This window comes from Actinoplanes xinjiangensis, assembly GCF_003148685.1.
GTDB classification, from domain to species: Bacteria; Actinomycetota; Actinomycetes; order Mycobacteriales; family Micromonosporaceae; genus Actinoplanes; species Actinoplanes xinjiangensis.
This window is the reverse complement of record NZ_QGGR01000020.1, coordinates 73,733-89,310: the sequence shown is the minus strand read 5'-3', so window position 1 is coordinate 89,310 and position 15,578 is coordinate 73,733. Positions and strand designations below refer to the sequence as shown.

At 72.1% G+C, this 15,578-nt stretch carries 16 protein-coding genes; 9 read left to right on the top strand and 7 right to left on the bottom strand.

Going from position 1 to position 15,578, the window contains the following annotated elements:
* Positions 1–26 precede the first annotated feature (26 nt).
* Entirely contained in the window at positions 27–1,124 is a 1,098-nt protein-coding gene (locus tag BC793_RS34175) for a hypothetical protein (protein ID WP_146246573.1), read from the bottom strand.
* Positions 1,121–1,867 carry a TetR/AcrR family transcriptional regulator C-terminal domain-containing protein gene (locus BC793_RS34170; protein WP_109600106.1) on the bottom strand — a complete coding sequence of 249 codons (747 nt, stop codon included), beginning with the start codon at positions 1,865–1,867 and terminating at the stop codon, positions 1,121–1,123. The genes BC793_RS34175 and BC793_RS34170 overlap by 4 nt, the downstream gene beginning before the upstream one ends.
* A 79-nt stretch (positions 1,868–1,946) precedes the next feature.
* Here BC793_RS34170 and BC793_RS34165 point away from each other — a divergent pair, with 79 nt between their 5' ends.
* The gene (locus BC793_RS34165; protein WP_109600104.1) at positions 1,947–2,855 is read left to right on the top strand and encodes an ATP-binding cassette domain-containing protein; all 909 of its coding nucleotides are present in this window, start codon (positions 1,947–1,949) and stop codon (positions 2,853–2,855) included.
* On the top strand, positions 2,852–3,631 hold the full coding sequence (locus BC793_RS34160) for an ABC transporter permease (protein WP_109600102.1): 780 nt from the start codon (positions 2,852–2,854) through the stop codon (positions 3,629–3,631). The genes BC793_RS34165 and BC793_RS34160 overlap by 4 nt, the downstream gene beginning before the upstream one ends.
* Here BC793_RS34160 and BC793_RS34155 read toward each other — a convergent pair.
* Positions 3,620–4,693 carry a hypothetical protein gene (locus BC793_RS34155; RefSeq protein ID WP_109600100.1) on the bottom strand — a complete coding sequence of 358 codons (1,074 nt, stop codon included), beginning with the start codon at positions 4,691–4,693 and terminating at the stop codon, positions 3,620–3,622. The two genes, BC793_RS34160 and BC793_RS34155, sit on opposite strands and share 12 nt — an antisense overlap.
* Positions 4,694–5,103: 410 nt before the next feature.
* Here BC793_RS34155 and BC793_RS34150 point away from each other — a divergent pair, with 410 nt between their 5' ends.
* The gene (locus tag BC793_RS34150; protein ID WP_109600098.1) at positions 5,104–5,676 is read left to right on the top strand and encodes a hypothetical protein; all 573 of its coding nucleotides are present in this window, start codon (positions 5,104–5,106) and stop codon (positions 5,674–5,676) included.
* Positions 5,677–6,212: 536 nt separating this feature from the next.
* Positions 6,213–6,563 carry a DoxX family protein gene (locus BC793_RS34145; protein ID WP_109600096.1) on the top strand — a complete coding sequence of 117 codons (351 nt, stop codon included), beginning with the start codon at positions 6,213–6,215 and terminating at the stop codon, positions 6,561–6,563.
* A gap of 262 nt (positions 6,564–6,825) precedes the next feature.
* On the opposite strand, the gene BC793_RS34140 is transcribed toward BC793_RS34145, so the two are convergent.
* Complete coding sequence (locus BC793_RS34140; protein ID WP_109600094.1) at positions 6,826–8,550, bottom strand: hypothetical protein; 1,725 nt, start codon at positions 8,548–8,550, stop codon at positions 6,826–6,828.
* 182 nt (positions 8,551–8,732) lie between these two features.
* A complete protein-coding gene (locus BC793_RS34135) occupies positions 8,733–9,116 on the bottom strand; it encodes a VOC family protein (protein WP_109600092.1) in 384 nt (127 codons plus the stop codon).
* A gap of 64 nt (positions 9,117–9,180) precedes the next feature.
* On the opposite strand from BC793_RS34135, the gene BC793_RS34130 reads away from it, so the two are divergent.
* Positions 9,181–9,924, top strand: a complete 744-nt coding sequence (locus tag BC793_RS34130; RefSeq protein ID WP_109600091.1) for a maleylpyruvate isomerase family mycothiol-dependent enzyme — start codon at positions 9,181–9,183, stop codon at positions 9,922–9,924.
* A 22-nt stretch (positions 9,925–9,946) separates the two neighbouring features.
* Positions 9,947–10,651 (top strand): nuclear transport factor 2 family protein, encoded by a 705-nt coding sequence (locus BC793_RS34125; RefSeq protein WP_158319442.1) that lies wholly within the window; start codon positions 9,947–9,949, stop codon positions 10,649–10,651.
* Here BC793_RS34125 and BC793_RS34120 read toward each other — a convergent pair.
* Entirely contained in the window at positions 10,586–11,416 is an 831-nt protein-coding gene (locus BC793_RS34120; protein ID WP_146246572.1) for a hypothetical protein, read from the bottom strand. The two genes, BC793_RS34125 and BC793_RS34120, sit on opposite strands and share 66 nt — an antisense overlap.
* Positions 11,417–11,460: 44 nt before the next feature.
* Here BC793_RS34120 and BC793_RS34115 point away from each other — a divergent pair, with 44 nt between their 5' ends.
* Together BC793_RS34115 and BC793_RS34110 are read left to right on the top strand one after the other, a co-directional pair.
* Positions 11,461–12,285 carry an SDR family oxidoreductase gene (locus BC793_RS34115; RefSeq protein ID WP_109600085.1) on the top strand — a complete coding sequence of 275 codons (825 nt, stop codon included), beginning with the start codon at positions 11,461–11,463 and terminating at the stop codon, positions 12,283–12,285.
* A 152-nt stretch (positions 12,286–12,437) separates the two neighbouring features.
* Positions 12,438–13,589 (top strand): molybdopterin molybdotransferase MoeA, encoded by a 1,152-nt coding sequence (locus BC793_RS34110; protein ID WP_109600083.1) that lies wholly within the window; start codon positions 12,438–12,440, stop codon positions 13,587–13,589.
* 120 nt (positions 13,590–13,709) lie between these two features.
* On the opposite strand, the gene BC793_RS34105 is transcribed toward BC793_RS34110, so the two are convergent.
* Complete coding sequence (locus BC793_RS34105; RefSeq protein WP_109600081.1) at positions 13,710–14,264, bottom strand: GNAT family N-acetyltransferase; 555 nt, start codon at positions 14,262–14,264, stop codon at positions 13,710–13,712.
* A 42-nt stretch (positions 14,265–14,306) separates the two neighbouring features.
* Between BC793_RS34105 and BC793_RS34100 the strand changes: the two genes are divergently transcribed.
* Positions 14,307–15,569 carry a WD40 repeat domain-containing protein gene (locus BC793_RS34100; RefSeq protein WP_109600080.1) on the top strand — a complete coding sequence of 421 codons (1,263 nt, stop codon included), beginning with the start codon at positions 14,307–14,309 and terminating at the stop codon, positions 15,567–15,569.
* Positions 15,570–15,578: the final 9 nt, after the last annotated feature.

Below are 15,578 nucleotides of genomic sequence, written 5' to 3'. Positions count from 1 at the left end.
CCTCCAGGGTCGGGTCTGCCCCCGAGTCAATCACGCGCCGCCATGTAGGTCAGGGCCAGGCTGGAGATGTTCACGCCGCTGTTGGGTATCGGGATCCGTACCTCACTCAGCCGGCGGCCGCCGGCACGGTCGAAGACGATGTGCACGAGGGAACCGGTCGTGCTCCGGTCGGCGCTGATCGTGTGCAGGCGGGTGCCGGTGAAGGCGTAGACCGTGTACCGCTCCCGGCCGGCCCCGGTAGGCAGCCCGGTGTCGAACAGGACGGTGGTCGCACCGGTGGCGATGTCGGTGGCGAAGACCCGCCCGTCGCCGTAAACCCAGTGCAGCATGCCTTCCTCACGGTCGGGTACGGCGTACCCGAAGTCCTGTCCGTCGATGTAGGTGCCGTCACCGAAGGTGATCGGCCGGGCCCGGCGCTCACCGGTGCCGGTGTCCCACTCGACGACGGTCGCAACTCCGGGTCCGCGGTCCCAGCTGAGGAAGGTGACCACGCCGTCGTGGCAGGGCACCGGACCGATGGGAGCGGTGGTGTCCAGCGGCTGCCGGGCGATCTCCTGCCCGGAGGGATAGAGGCGGCCGAGCATCTGACCGGCGGGGTCCTCGGCGATGCCGTAGACCTGGTCACCGCAGACGGCGCCGGTGAAGTAGTTGCCGGCCACCTGGTACAACTCGCCGTCCGGGGTGCTGATCTCGTTGCCGCCACCGCCGTTGTAGACGCCGACCGCGCCGCCGTCCGGCAGGGCGAACATCAGGTTCTGCGCGATCGTCTTGGGATTCTCCGTGACGGTGAGCCCGGACGAGGTGAGCCGGTAGTCGTTGTCCTCGTCGGCGAAATAGAGCCCGTGCGATGACCAGGCGGGCCGCAACGACTCCATCCGGGCGGTCCTGATGGTGCGGAAGGCGCCGGTGGGGCCGACGAGGACCAGGTAACCGGGTTCGTGCTTCTCCCCGAACGGCCCGGTCAGGTCGGTGGTCGTCGGGCCCACGAAGAACGCCGCGACCGCATCACCGAGCACGGCCGCGCTCCCGGAGACCGCCGCGTCGTCGAGGAGTTTCTGCTCGGCGGACTGCCCGTTGCAGGCGCTGAGGGCGAGCACAGCGGTCAGCGCGGCCATGACTCTCATCGCAGCAGTACCTCCACCCCGTCGAGCAGTCGCTCGAGGCCGAACCGGAAGGAGCGATCCGGGTCGCTGACCGCGTTGTACTCCTCGCCGGCGGCGGTGCCGACCCGGCCGGCCAGCGGGTACGCCCCCGGCGGCATCACCTTCTCCAGGATGGGCGCATTGGCGTCCCACCACTGGACATCCGAGATTCCCGACTCCTCGGTGGTGTGGCGGGCCAGGACGGACATCCGGGCGGCCCCGGCGGTGAAGGCGAGGACCATGGTGACGACCTGGTCCATCTGGATGTCGGTGAGTCCGGCGCCGTCGACCGCGGCTAGTTGCCATTCGTAGCGGTCGCAGCCGTTCGGGCCGATCCACGGCCGGCTGCTCTCCACCTGGAGCAGCCACGGGTGGCGGTGGTATTCGTCCCACTGGTGGCGGGCCACCGCGGTCAGACGGGAGCGCCAGTCCCCGTGGTGCGGCGGGTGCGGGATCTCGCCGGTGACCTCGTCGACCATCAACCCGATGAGTTCGGGGCGCCCCGGTACGTACGTGTAGATCGACATCAGTTTGAGCCCGAGCCGGTCGGCGACCTTGCGCATGGAGAAGGCCGGTAGTCCGTCGGCGTCGGCGACCGCGATCCCGGCCTGGATGACCTCGTCGACGCTGACCCGCTGTTTCGGGCCGCGGGCTCCCTGCGGGGTGCCGAGGGTGCGCCGCCAGAGCAGCGTCATCGTCCGAGCGAGATCATCCGGTTTCTCCATGTGCCAAATCTACCCCGTGGGGTGTACGGTGTTGCCCGCGACAATTTTCCGTAAGGCATACGGAGTTTAAGGAGCACCCGTGCACACCCTGATCGCTGAAGGACTGCGCAAGCGATACGGCGACCTGTCCGCCCTGGACGGGTTCGACCTGCACGTGCCGGCCGGCGTCATCCACGGCCTGCTCGGCCCGAACGGCGCCGGCAAGACCACCGCGGTGAAGGCCCTGGCCACCCTGATCGACGTCGACGAGGGGACGGCGAGCGTGGCCGGGTTCGACGTGCGCACCCAGGCCGCGCAGGTGCGCCGCAGCATCGGCCTGGTCGGGCAGAACGCGGCCGTCGACGAGGTGCTCAGCGGCCGGCAGAACCTGGTGATGTTCGGCCGCCTCTACGGCCTGACCAGGACCGATGCCGAGACCCGCGCCGGTGACCTGCTCGGCACGTTCGGCCTGACCGAGGCGGCGGACCGGCCGGTGAAGACCTACTCCGGCGGCATGCGGCGCCGGCTCGACATCGCGGCCGGCCTGATCCTGACCCCGGCCGTGCTGTTCCTCGACGAGCCGACCACCGGCCTCGACCCGCGCGCCCGCAACGAGGTGTGGACGACCATCCGCGAGATCGCGGCGCGCGGCACCACGGTCCTGCTGACCACGCAGTACCTGGACGAGGCCGACCAGCTGGCCGCCGCGATCACCGTCGTCGACCACGGCCGGGTGATCGCCGAGGGGACGCCGGAGAAGCTGAAACGCGAGGTGGGCGGCGACCGGGTGACGATCACCGTGCACGACCGCCTGGCGGAGACCGCCCGCCGGCTGGGCGCGGAAGCCGACGAGGAGAACCGGACGATCACCGTCGAGGTCACCACCAGCCTGATCGACATCGTCCGCACCCTCGACGACCTGGGCATCACCGTCGAGGACCTGCAACTGCGCCGCCCCACCCTGGACGAGGCGTTCCTGAAGCTGATCAGCAAGGAGGCGATCCGATGACCACGATGCGCGCGGGATGGATCCTCACCCGGCGGGAACTCGCCCACTGGCGACGCGAACCGTGGGGCCCGGTCTTCGGACTGTTGTTCTCGATCATGCTGCTGCTGGTGTTCGGGTTCCTGTTCGGCGGCGCGATCAACGTGCCCGGCGGCGGCGACTACATCGCGTTCCTGCTGCCCGGCATGATGGCGCTGAGCATGATGTTCGGTGTCGAGACGACGGCCACGAAGATGGCCGCGGACGCCGGGAAGGGCATCACCGACCGGTTCCGCTCGATGCCGATCGGCAGCGCGTCGCCGGCGCTCGGCCGGGTCGGCGCGGACATGACGAACTCGGCGGCCGAACTCGCGGTGCTTCTCGTGGGCGGCCTGGCGATCGGCTGGCGCATCACCTCGGATCCGGGGTCGGCCGCTCTGGCCGTACTCCTGCTGTTGCTCCTGAGGTTCTCGATGTTGTGGATCGGGATCTTCGTGGGCCTGACGTTCCGCGGGGGCGGCGCGACCGCGGCCGTGCAGGTGCTGGTGTGGCCGATCGGTTTCCTGTCGACGGCGATCGTGTCGGCCGAGACGATGCCGGCGTGGCTCGGCGCGGTCGCCGCGTGGAATCCGCTGTCGGCGACCGCGACGGCGGCGCGGGAGCTGTTCGGCAATCCGACCGGGCTGACCGGCGGCGTGCTGGCCGACCACGCGGTGTGGCTGGCACTGGGCTGGCCGCTGCTGCTGGCCGCGATCTTCATTCCGCTGTCGGCGCGGGCGTACCGGAGGCTACGAGACTAACCGGCGGCGCACGCCGCGCTTGACGCGGGCCATCATCCCCGCGGGTTGCTGCGGCACCTGCTGCCGCAGCGACTCCGCGTGGGTGATCATGCCGACGATGGTCTGGATCGCGGCGTCCAGGATCTGCCGGTCGTCGAGGTCGTCCGGGCTGGCCGACTCGGTCATCCGGCCCGGGCGCAACTCGGCGAGGTCCCCGACGATGTGGCACGGATAGTCCTGCAGTTCCTTGATCTGCTGATCGGCGAGTTCGGCGACCCACTCCGCCCGGTCCAGGCCGACCCCGAAACGCTTGTCGTTGTCGCGCTGCTGCAGCACCGCCCGCAGCAGATGCTGATGCACGACCCGCTGGTAGGGAAGCCGGTGCGGATAGAGGTCGCCGAGCGCCCCGTTGACCCGGCGCAGCACCTCGATCTCCGGCGCACCCAGCGACGGGTTCGACTCCGGTGCCGCGAGTTCACAGACGCCGTCCGGGACCCCGAGGACACCGGCGAACCGTCTCCACAGCAGATCGTGCGGCGCGCCCGGCTGCGGGACGGTGACGATGTGCCGCTGCGCGGGCGGCACCAGGTCGCCCCAGCGCTGAAACATCCGGTTCGCGGTGTAATGCTCCCAGAACCCCTCGAACTTCCCCTCCTCCACCGCGGTGAGGAAGTCCCCGAAACGCCAGGTACTGCGGGCCCGGATGCTCTGCTGCCACATCGACGGCAGGGTCCGCCACAGGTCACGGGCCGCCACGACGACGTGCACCTCGGCCGGCCGCAGGCTCTCCACGGCCCGTTTCGCCTGGTCGGCGGTGGCGGCACCGAAACCCTCGCTGGTCAGCACCACGTCGCCGGGCCAGCGCTCGAACCGCTCCAGCAGCCGGTCCCACGTCCAGTACAGGTCCGGGTCGCGCCACGGCACCTGCCGCAGGTCGGTCATCGCCTGGTCGTGCGCACTGAACGTGGCCGGAATCAGGATGCCGGCCCGCTCCAGGCGCTCGGCGTTGCCGAAAAGCACGTTCTGCACATAGGTGCTGCCGGTTTTCGGTGCACCGATGTGCACGAATACGCGCTTCGGCATACTTTGCCCAACCTTCCGTTCAGTGTCCATTCATGATCAACAGGGCGGATGAAAGGTCGGTGACACATTGCTGTATCAGGTGTTGAAACCTTGAAAACCTTTGCCCTCGTACGGTCTACGCCCCCTCCCACCGCAACGACCCGGCCCCGGACGACGACGCGCACGAGACCGTTCCCGGGACGCTCGGCGACCGCCGCCGGCACTCGGCCGCGGTTCATCTCGCCCGGGCCGCCTTCCCGCTGTTCCCCGCTTCGACGCCGGGTGGGCGGCCGACCATCGCCACCGGGCGGACTCGCTGCGCCAACGGCCGACAGGTCGTGAGACCCGCTGAAATAACACTGCAAGATTTTTGACAGAGATCACGCGCATGATGCCCTCTCCGACAGGCGAGCACGTGGGGGCTGACCAGCATGGACACCGACGAGACCACACAGATCCCGGCGAAGGTCGCCGCGCTCGCCGCCGCCCACGACCTCGGCGCGCCGGTCGGCCATCGCGACAACGGCGGCCCGGCCCGGACGGCCCTGCTCGCGCTGGTCCTGAGCGTGGTCTCGTTCGCCGTCGCGTTCGCACTGTTCTACCTCGCCGGCACCTACTTCCGGCCCCTGATCCCGGTGGCGGTCGTAGCGCTGGCGATCGGAGTCTGCGGCCTGGGCTGGGCGATCGTGTTCCCGTTCCGGGGCAGCCAGTCGGTGTACGCCTACGAGAACGGCCTCGTACACATCCGCAACGGCCGCGCCCGCGCCGCCCGGTGGCTCGAGATGGAGCGCATGGAACTGCACGTCATCCGGGACGGCAACCTGATGGCCGGGACGACATCGGCCTACCTGCTCAAACCGAGCGGCCAGCCTCCTATGCGGGTGCAGCCCCTCCTGCGCGAACAGCCCGACGGCAGCCGGCGGGATCCGTTCGGCACGCTGCTGACCCGTCTGGTCGCCGACGCGGGCCGGCCGGTCGTGCAGACCCTTGTCGGCAAGCGGTGACTCCCGCAGGGAATCGCCGATGAGCCACAGGCCGCCGATGAGCCGGAGACCGCCGATGAGCAGGCCCGGCAGGCCGTCGGGCCTCGATCCGATCGGGGCCCATGGTCCCGGAGCACCGTTCCCATCAGGCGGGTGGGCTCGAATAGGCCGGCCGACGCTGTCGGCAGGACGCCGGTCCTGGTAACGCGCCCGTTCGGCTGGGCCCACACCCCACGCCGTCGGTAACGCGCCATTGGGAGCAGTGCGCCGATTCGGCCGGATGCCGATTCGGCACGCCCGCGCCGTCGGCAGCGCGCCGATCTTGGCAGCGCGCCGGTCCCGGCGGAGACCGCCACAGGTCAGGTGGCCGCCCGGTTCCACGGGTCGTCGAGGACACTCCCCTGCCTCGGCGCCGTCCCGGGCGGCCACCGTCAAATCGGCCGACCGCAACGCCGACCACGGCGCGACTCGAACACGGCGACGGATTCCGCCGCAGCTGTCACGTTCTGATCGCCCCGCCCGTCCCTCCTCTGCGATCGACCATCGAGGAGGATCCGTTGTCCACGGCATACACCGTCGTCACGCTCGTCACCGCTTTCTTCACCGGCAGCGCCGCCGTCTTCTACCTGATCGGCCACGAATATCCGAAGTCCCAGGCGGACATGAAACGCATCCCCCGCAGGTACGTGCCGGTGCTGGGTTCGCTGCTGGCGGCAGGCACGGCCGGGCTGCTGATCGGGTTCGCGGTGCCCCTGCTCGGCACGCTGGCCGCCGCCGGCCTGGTCCTGTACTTCACCGGCGCACTCGTCGCTCATCTGCGCGTCGGGTCCCGCAACCTCGTCGGCTGGGCGATCTTCTTCGTCACCGTCGTCGCCGACCTGGTGGTCAATCTCCTGCACCATTACTGACCACCAAGTCGGCGCCCGCCCCGGATCGTTCGTCGCCATGCACCGGCGCGGCCGGTCCGGGGCGCCGCGGGGCCGGCCGACTCGCTGCCGGGCCGCACTGGCCCCGGTCCGGCTCGCTGCGGGGTTCGCACTGCGCCGGTCCAGCTCACTGCACGGCCCGACTACCCCGCTCCGGCTCCCTGCGGGGCCCGAACCGCCCCGGGGACGGGCGACCCGGCACAGCGGGATCCGGCTTACCCTGCGAAGCCGTAGATCGTATGCATCACCCCGGAAGCCGTAGGCCGTATGCGTCGGCCACTGCGTGGGCGTCGGTCAGGTTGCCGTTGCGGGTCAGGGCGGCGGCCAGCCGGCGGCCGATCGCCAATGCCGTCGGCTGGTCGACCGCGTTCTCCAGCAGGGTGTGCAGGGTGTCGAAGTCACCGGTCTCGGCCGCTGCCCGGGCGAGCCATCCGGCCCATCGGCCGACGTATTCCTTCTGGAACCGGTCGAGCAGCCGCGTGGCCGTGGCGCGGCCCACGGGACCGAGACGGACGGCCACCGCGGTGCTCTCCGGTGGCCCGGCGAACGCCAGGTCCGCGACCGCGCCGAGGAACTCGTTGAACAGGCCGGGATCGCGCTCGGGCAGGTCGGCGTCTGCTGCGGCCCCGATCAGGGTTTCCGCCATCCGGTGCAGGCGCGCTCCCCGTACCGTCGACACGGCGCCGCGCAGGAGGGCCGTCGCCTCGTCCGGCCGGCCGTGGGTGAGCAGCCCGGCTGCCAGACCAGCGTCGACCAGCGCCCGCTCGTAGGATCGCGACTTCGCCCGGAGGGCCGCCGCGCGGGTGCCGGTGATCTCGGTGCGCAGTGCCGGGTCGGCGAGCACGAACACCCGGTGCAGGGTCGCGGTGACCTGCTCGCCCAGATCCTGGTGGAAGACGTGCGGGGATTCCAGCACGTCGAGCAGGGTCCGCAGGCGCTCCCCGGTGGCCTGCTCGGGTCGCCGGCTGAGCCATTGCACGATCTCTCCTGCCAGTTCGGCGGGACCGTGCCCCACGGCGCGGGGGTCGCGCATCTTGGTCAACTCGGCCAGCGCGTCGTCGATCCGGTCGAACGTGAGCAGCATCCGGGCGAGCCGATATCGGTGTGCCCGCTGCTGGCCACGTTCGCGGCCGGCCTTGGGACAGGCCCGGAATGCCGCCACCACGGCCCGCGCCTCCCGCTCGTCCGTCACAACCTCTGACACGGCGACGAGAGCCTGTTGCCGCCACTCCGGCTCCAGACGTGCGGCCAGTTCCAGGGCCTCCGTCGTCCGGCCGGACCCGGCGAGGGCGCGTGCCAGGGGGACGGCCTCGAAACCGGCGGTGTCGTCGTCGACTCCGCCGCAGCGGCGGTCGATCTCGGCCAGGCCGAGCGGCGCCAGCAGGGCGGCGGCAGCGGCCAGCCGGGGACGGTCGGCGTCACCGAGGATCTGCGCCCAGCGGTCCAGCCGTTCCGGCTCGCCGGGATGCGCGCCGGCCAGCACGGTCAGCACCTCACCGATGCGGTGTGCCCGGTTGCGGGGGTACCAGGCGGTGGGGTGGTCCTCGTATTCCCGGACCACGAGCACCGCCCGCAGCAGCGCCTCCTCGGCGTCGTCCGATCCCGCGGCGAGGTGCGCGACCGCACCCGCCGGCGATGGCCTCGGCGTCCAGTCGTTGGACGCCGCGTTGACCCGCCCGTGGTCGATGGCGGCGGCCATCACGGCTCGCGCGTGGTCGCCGGTGAAGCGGCGCACCACGGTCAGCAACGTCTCGGGAGCCTGCGCATCGACCCGCAACGCGGCGATCACCTGCCCCGCGGCGGCGTCCAGATCACCGCTGTCGATGAGCGCGTCGGCCCACGCGGCACGCTCGGCGGGAGAGGCAACCGAGGCCGGTGAGACGACCGCGGCCGCCGAGGCACCCGAACCGTCACCGGCGGGGAACCGGTCAAGGGCCCGACGGGCTGACGTCACGATGGCTGAACTCATGCCGCGGATGCTAACGACGCCCTACGACAATTCTGCCGGCGACGTCAACGGCGCAACGGCAACGCCGAAGGAGACGACGACAACAACGCCGAACGGCAACGGCAGAAGAAGACGACGACGGAGACGGGGAGCCACGGCGACGGCGACGGCGACGGGGACGGGGATGTCCGAGTCGTGATCGCTCAGGCGGCGACGCAGAACCGGTTGCCCTCCGGGTCGGCAAGCACCACGAACGGCGTCTCCTCCGGATGCCGCTCCCCCGGCTCCGGATAGAACGGCCAGTCCACACGGGTCGCTCCGAGGGCGAGAAGCCGTTCCACCTCGGCGTCCAGCCCCGCATCACCGGCCAGCAGGTCGAGGTGGACACGGGGGAACTCCTCGGCGGGACTCCCACTGTCGTCCATCGCGATCGGCGCACCCGGCCGCCCCGGCGGGGGTTCGATGACGATCCAGTCGTCGCCGTCCCAGCGGGGTGGCCGCCGTACCCAGCCCAGCGCGGCGGCCCAGAAGGCGCCGGCGCGCTCGCAGTCGTTGACACCGAGGGAGATCTGGGCGAAGTCGGCCATCGGCCGATCGTAGGCCGTCTATGCTGCACCGGTCCTCCACAGTCGCTTGGTTAGGGGATCAGCCGTGGCGCACACCGACGTGTTCGACGACCTGGAAGCCGAGCAGCAGCAGCTGGAGACGGTGCTGGCCGGCCTCGGCCCGGCCGACTGGGCCACCCCGTCGGCGGCGGCCGGCTGGTCGGTGGCCGACGTGCTGCTGCACCTGGCACAGACCGAGGAGGCGGTGACCGCCACCGTCAGCGAGCAGGGCGACCCGGTCCGCTGGCACGAGCTGGGCGCCACCGTCGACGAGGCGATGGGTGCTCTCGTCGAGGCGGAACGGGGCGACGGCCCGGAGATCTTCGCCAGGTGGCGGGTGGCCCGGCGGGAGTCGGTCGCGGCGCTGCGGGCGGCGGATCCGGCCCGGCCGGTACGGTGGGTCGCCACCCCGCTGAAGCCGCGCACCCTCGCCACCACCCGGCTTGCCGAGCACTGGGCGCACGCGTTCGATATCACCGTCCCGCTCGGCATCGACTACCCGGACACGGCCCGTCTGCGTCATGTGGCCTGGCTGGGGCTGAGCACCCTGCCGTACGCGTTCCGCCTGGCCGGCCTGCCGCCGGTCGCGGTGCGTGCCGAGCTGACCGCCCCGGACGGCTCGACCTGGCATCTCGGCGACCCGGCCGCCGGCAACGTGATCACCGGCCCGGCCGGTGACTTCTGCCGCGTCGGCGCTCAGCGGCTGTCGCCCGCCGACACGAAACTGGAGGCCACCGGCCCGGAGGCGGCGAGCGCGCTGCGGCTGCTGCGCAACTACGCCGTCAGTTAGCCCCACCCCTAGGATCGGCCGGGTGACGACGGCGGAGTGGGCGCGCCACTGGGCGCAGACATGGCGGAGCGCCTGGCCGGCGGGTGACGTGGAGGCGATCGCCGCGCTCCACGCGCCGCACGGCGACCACTGGGCCGGGATCGGGCGGTACCACCGCGGGCGGGACGGCCTTCGTGCGTACCTCCGCGATTGTTTCGACGCTTACACCAGGACCGCCGAGGTGTGGTTCGCGGAGCCGGTCGTCACCGGGCAGACGGCGACCGTGGAGTATTGGGCGATCGTCCATCCCGGCGGTGTGGCGCGAACCGTCGCCGGCTGCACCGTGCTGCTGTTCGGCCCGGACGGGCTGGTCGTGGAGGCCCGCGACTACTCGCACGCCGAGCCGGGCGCGATCCGGCCGCCCGCCCGCCGGTTCCTGCCCGACCATCTGCGGCCGTCGGTCGAGGCGCTGCGCCGGGCGTACCCGGACGGGTTTCCCGACGCCGACCGTCTGCCGTTGCTCGCCGCCCTCCACGACGAGTTCAGCGACCGGAACCTGGCCGCGGTCGTGGCCGCCTTCCTGGGCGGCGATCCGCTCCGGGTGGCCAACGACGCCGCCGGCGACCGGCCGTCCCCCGATCAGGTGGCCCGGGTGCGGGCCCGGCTCGAGGCGTCGGAACGCTCAGCGGACGGCGAGCACGGCCACCCCGGCGAAGACCACGACCGCCCCGAGCGCGACCCGGCCTGAGAAGGTCCTGCTGATCAGCCAGGACAGCGGGACCATGAAGAGGATGCCGGTCTCGCGGAGGGCGGCGATCGCGGGCACCTGGGCCGGGGTGGCCATGGCCAGGGCCGCCATGGCGAGACCGCCGGCCGTGACCATCCCGGCGCCGGTCACGATCGTCGCCGGGCGGATCTCGGCACGCAGGCCGGTGCGGGCGGTGACCAGGGCGATCGCCAGGGTGCCGGCGGTCAGTGGCGCCAGCGACAGCCACAGGTAGGTCGCCGGATCGGCGTACCGCAGACCGTGCGCGGCGACGAACGGGTACGCGGCCAGCGAGATCGCCACCGGGAACGCGGCGGCGAACACCCGCCGGTCCACCGTCCCGGTGACGGTCAGCCAGACACCGGCACTGATCAGCCCGACCGCGACGACCGCCCACCACGACAGGTGGACGCCACCGGCGGCCGCGGCCGCGGCCGCCAGCACCAGGACCGGGCCGAGCCCACGGGCGACCGGATACACGGTGTGTGCGGGCGCGCGGGCGTAGGCCCGGTTCAGCACCAGCAGGTAGTAGGCCTGGAAGGCGGCGTTGACCAGCAGGTACGGCCAGGCGGGCGTCTCGATCCGCCAGCGGGCGAAGGCGACCGGCGCCCACAGCACGAACCCGGCCGCGTTGGTGACGGCGAGCCCGGCGATCCCCCGCGACGCCCGGGCGAACAGCACGTTCCACAGGGCATGGACGAACGCCGACGCCAGCACGAGGATCAGTGCCCCGACCGGAAGCATCACCGGGTCGACTCTGCCGTAGAAGCGCCCGGCGGTTAGCGTGGGGTATGGGCCTCGACAACACGATTCTGGTGATCGGTGGGACCGGCACGGTGGGGAGCCGGGTGGCCGCGCGGCTGCGGGCCGCCGGACGGGACGTCCGGGCGGTGTCCCGGCATACCGTGCCACGGTTCGACTGGGCGGATCCCGGCACCTGGGCGGCCGCGCTCGACGGCGTACCCACGATGTTCGTTCTTCTTCCTGATCAGACCGCGATGCCGGAGGGCTTCCTTCCGGCGGCGCTGCGCGCCGGGGTGCGGCGGGTGGTGCTGCATTCCGATCGGGGCCTGGAGGTGATGGGTCTCGATCACCTGCAAAGGGCCGAGCAGGAGGTACGGGACTCCGGCGCCGAATGGACCATCGTGCGCCCCGACTGGTTCCACCAGGACTTCGAGACGTTCTTCCGGCAACCGGTGATCGACGGGCGCCTGTGCGTCCCGGTCGGTGACGCCCGGCAGGGTTTCATCGACGCCGATGACATCGCCGCGGTCGAGGTGGCCGCCCTGACCGGCGACGACCTGCTCGGTGAGCTGGTGGAGCTGACCGGCCCGCGGGCGCTGTCGTTCGGTGCGGCGGTCGCCGAGATCGCCGCCGCCACCGGCCGCGAGATCACCTTCGACGGCACGGCCGGCGGCTACCGCGAGGCGATGCGCGCCGACGGGCTCCCGGACGAGGTGATCGAGATGCTGATCGGCGGCTTCGGGCGCCTGGCGGCCCGCGGCGACACGAAACCGACCGGCACGGTGGAGAGGATCCTGAACCGGCCGGGCCGGGACTTCTCCGACTACGTGGCCGACGCCGTGGCCCGCGACGTCTGGAACCCGGCGGGGTAGGCCGGACGACCCTGTCCGCCGGGACGTCCCGGCGGGCAGGATCGGGGCAGCGGTCACAACGGGAGCGGACAGTGGGTGAGGTCTTGGTCGCACGCCGGCATCAGGGTGGGCATGGCGCGGACACAGCGGGCGGGTCTACTCGGGCGGTGCACATGTCGTGGCCGGACGCCTACTCCACCGCGCGGGACGCCGCCAAACCGCTGGCCGCCGAGCTGGTCCCGGTGGTCGAGGCCACCGGGCGGGTGCTGGCGGCGGCGGTGCGGTGTGAGCGGCCGGTGCCGGCGTTCGACAACGCGGCCATGGACGGTTTCGCGGTGGCCGGTGCCGGTCCGTGGGCGATCCGGGGACGGGTTCTGGCCGGTGCCGCCGTCGACGGCGGGCCGCTGTCCCCGGGTACGGCCGTGGAGATCGGGACGGGCGCGCTGCTGCCGGCCGGCGCCGAGGCGGTGCTGCCCTACGAGGACTGCCGGGTCGAGGACGGCGTGGGCGCCCAGATCGGCGACCGGGTGGTCATCGGGGTGGTCGGGGCGCGGCGGCACATCCGGCGGGCCGGTGACGCGCTCTCCCCCGGCACGCTGATCGCCGCCGCCGGGCGGACGGTCACCGCGACCGTGGCGGCGGCCGCGTTGCAGGCCGGGGCCGAACAGGTGCTGGCACACCGGCCGCCCACGGTGACGATGCTGGTCACCGGCGATGAGGTGATCACCCGGGGTACACCGGGACCGGGCCAGGTGCGGGACACGTTCACCGGGCTGGTCACCGCGATCGCCACCCGCGCGGGCGGGCGGCTAGCGACGTCGCGGCGGCTGCCGGACGACCCGGGTGCGCTCGGCGAGGCCCTGGCCGGGGCGGGCACCGACGTGATCGCGGTCAGTGGATCGTCGTCGGCCGGTGCCGCCGATCACCTGCACCGGCTGCTGGGTGAGGTGGGCGCGACGTGGCTGGTGCGGGGAGTGGCCTGCCGTCCCGGGCATCCGCAGGCACTCGCGGTGCTGCCGGACGGTCGTTTCGTCGTCAGTCTGCCCGGTAACCCGTACGCCGGCCTGGTCGCCGCCCTGACCCTGCTGGAACCGCTGGTGGCCACCCTCGCCGGACGCCCGCCGGCGTCCCTGCCGACCGCGACGGTGACCGGCCCCGCCACCCTGATGCCCGGCGGAGTCCGCATCGTCCCGGCCGGACCGGCCGGTGATCTGGCCGCGGCCGGGCCGGTGGGCCTGCACGCCGCCGCGGCCGCCGGAACCCTGGCCGTGCTGCCGGACGACTGGACCGACGGCGACCCGGCCGTCACCCTCATCGTCCCCTGAAAACCGGGTGTGCCCGGGCGGCCCGGTTCCTATGATCGTCGGCAGCGGTGGGCGGCTCCTGCGGGGCTTCCTTCTTACATACTCTGATGTCGTAGTTCCGCGTCTCTCCGCCCACCGCCCTCACACCGCCGGCCGGTCGTCGGAGAGGATCCGCTCGTAGAGGACGCTGTCCTGCCAGCCGCCGTTGAGGAACAGGTGACTGTGGGCGGTGCCGTAGTGGACGAACCCGTTCTTGGTGAGCACCTTCTGTGACGGCACGTTGCCCGGCGAGGTCGCGGCCTCGATCCGGTGCAGGCGGCGCTCCCGCGCGACCCGCAGCAGGTGTTCGACGGCGGCGCTGGCCAGGCCCCGGCCCTGCTCGGCGGCGTCCATCCAGTAGCCGAGGTCGGCGCCGCACAGCGGCACCGGGGTGATCCGGGTGAGGCAGGCGAACCCGGCGACCTTGTCGCCGCGCAGCATCACCCGGCAGACCACCTCCCCGGCCTGCTCCTTCGCCACGATCGACCGCATACGGTCACGCTGGCCGTCGAGGGTGAAGAACGACTCGGGCCGCGGGAACTCGTAGGGCGCCAGGTGCTCGCGGTTACGCAGATGCGCGTCCAGCATCGCGGCGGCGTCGTCCTCCCGCAACGGGCGCAGGACGACACCGGACGGCAGAACCACCGCATCGGACATCGACGGATCCTACCGTGGCGCCGGTGGGGCAGACTGGCCGCCGTGGAGACCCTCGCCTGTGGCCACGTCGCCCATCCGGGACGCCGCCGCGTCTGCCCGCACATGCTGGACCCGGCCGCGAACGAGGACGTCGCGTACGTCCGCCTGCTCAGCGGGAACGGCCTGGACGGCGATCTGTGCTGCACCCGCTGCGACCGGGACGGCGATCCGGAACTCGCGGTGGTCTGCGAGGGCTGCGTCGCCCTCTACGACGACGGCGAGTCCGGGTACTTCGAAGGGTGGCGGGGCGAACCGGGCGTCAGCGAGCGACCCGAACCGGTCGACACCACGGTCACGGTGACACCGCTACCCGGGCCGGTGCTGGATCTGGCGCCTCTGCCGTCGCCGCACGGGGAGCCGTCGTGGCTGGTCCTCGGGGAGGGTGGGCGATGGCTGCTGCGTTTCCAGGCGGCCGGCGGCGCGTACCGGAGGGTCTGCCGGGTGCGCCTGCCCGCAGAGGAGACGACACCACGGACGCGGCTGCGGTTGCACGCCTCACCGGACGGGCGGTTCGCCGCGGTGGTCCGCGATTTCGGCAGGTTCGGCCGGGTCTACGACCTGGCCTCCGGCAAGGCGACGATCGAGATCGACGGCGGCGACTACCACTGCGAGCAGGTCCCCCTCTCCCTCGTCTTCTTCCGGTACGGCGGAAGCACTCTCGTGGCACACCGGACGGCCTGGAACCGTCTCGACATCAGCGACCCGGCCACCGGACGGCTGCTGACCGCGCGTGACGAGGCCGACGGCGAGCGGCGCCTGGCCGGCCTGTTCCGCGGTGAGCTGCGGGTGTCCCCGGACGGGCGCTGGATCGCCGACGACAGTTGGGCGTGGGCACCGGCCGGCATCCCGTACGTCTGGGATCTACGGCGGTGGGCCGGCGCCGGCGTGTGGGAGTCCGACGACGGGCCCAGCCGCCAGCGGTTGTGCCAGCGGTTCTACTTCTGGAACGAGCCGATGTGCTGGATCGGTGACAGCCTGCTCGCGGTCGCCGGCCTGGGCGACGACGACGAGGCGATGCTGCCGGGAGTGCGGATCTTCGACGCCGCGAGCGGCGTGGAACTGCACGATTTCGCCGGGCCGGGTGGCGCCCTGTTCAGCGCGGGCCGGCGGCTCTACGCGGCCGGTGCGGACGGCCTGACGATCTGGGACCCGTTCACCGGCGAACGCACCGGCAGCGTTCCCGGGTTCGTGCCCACGCACCACCACCGGGACGCGGGCCTGCTCGCCGCGGTCCGCGACGGGGCGCTGCTGACCTGGCGTCACTGAGTTTGTCGT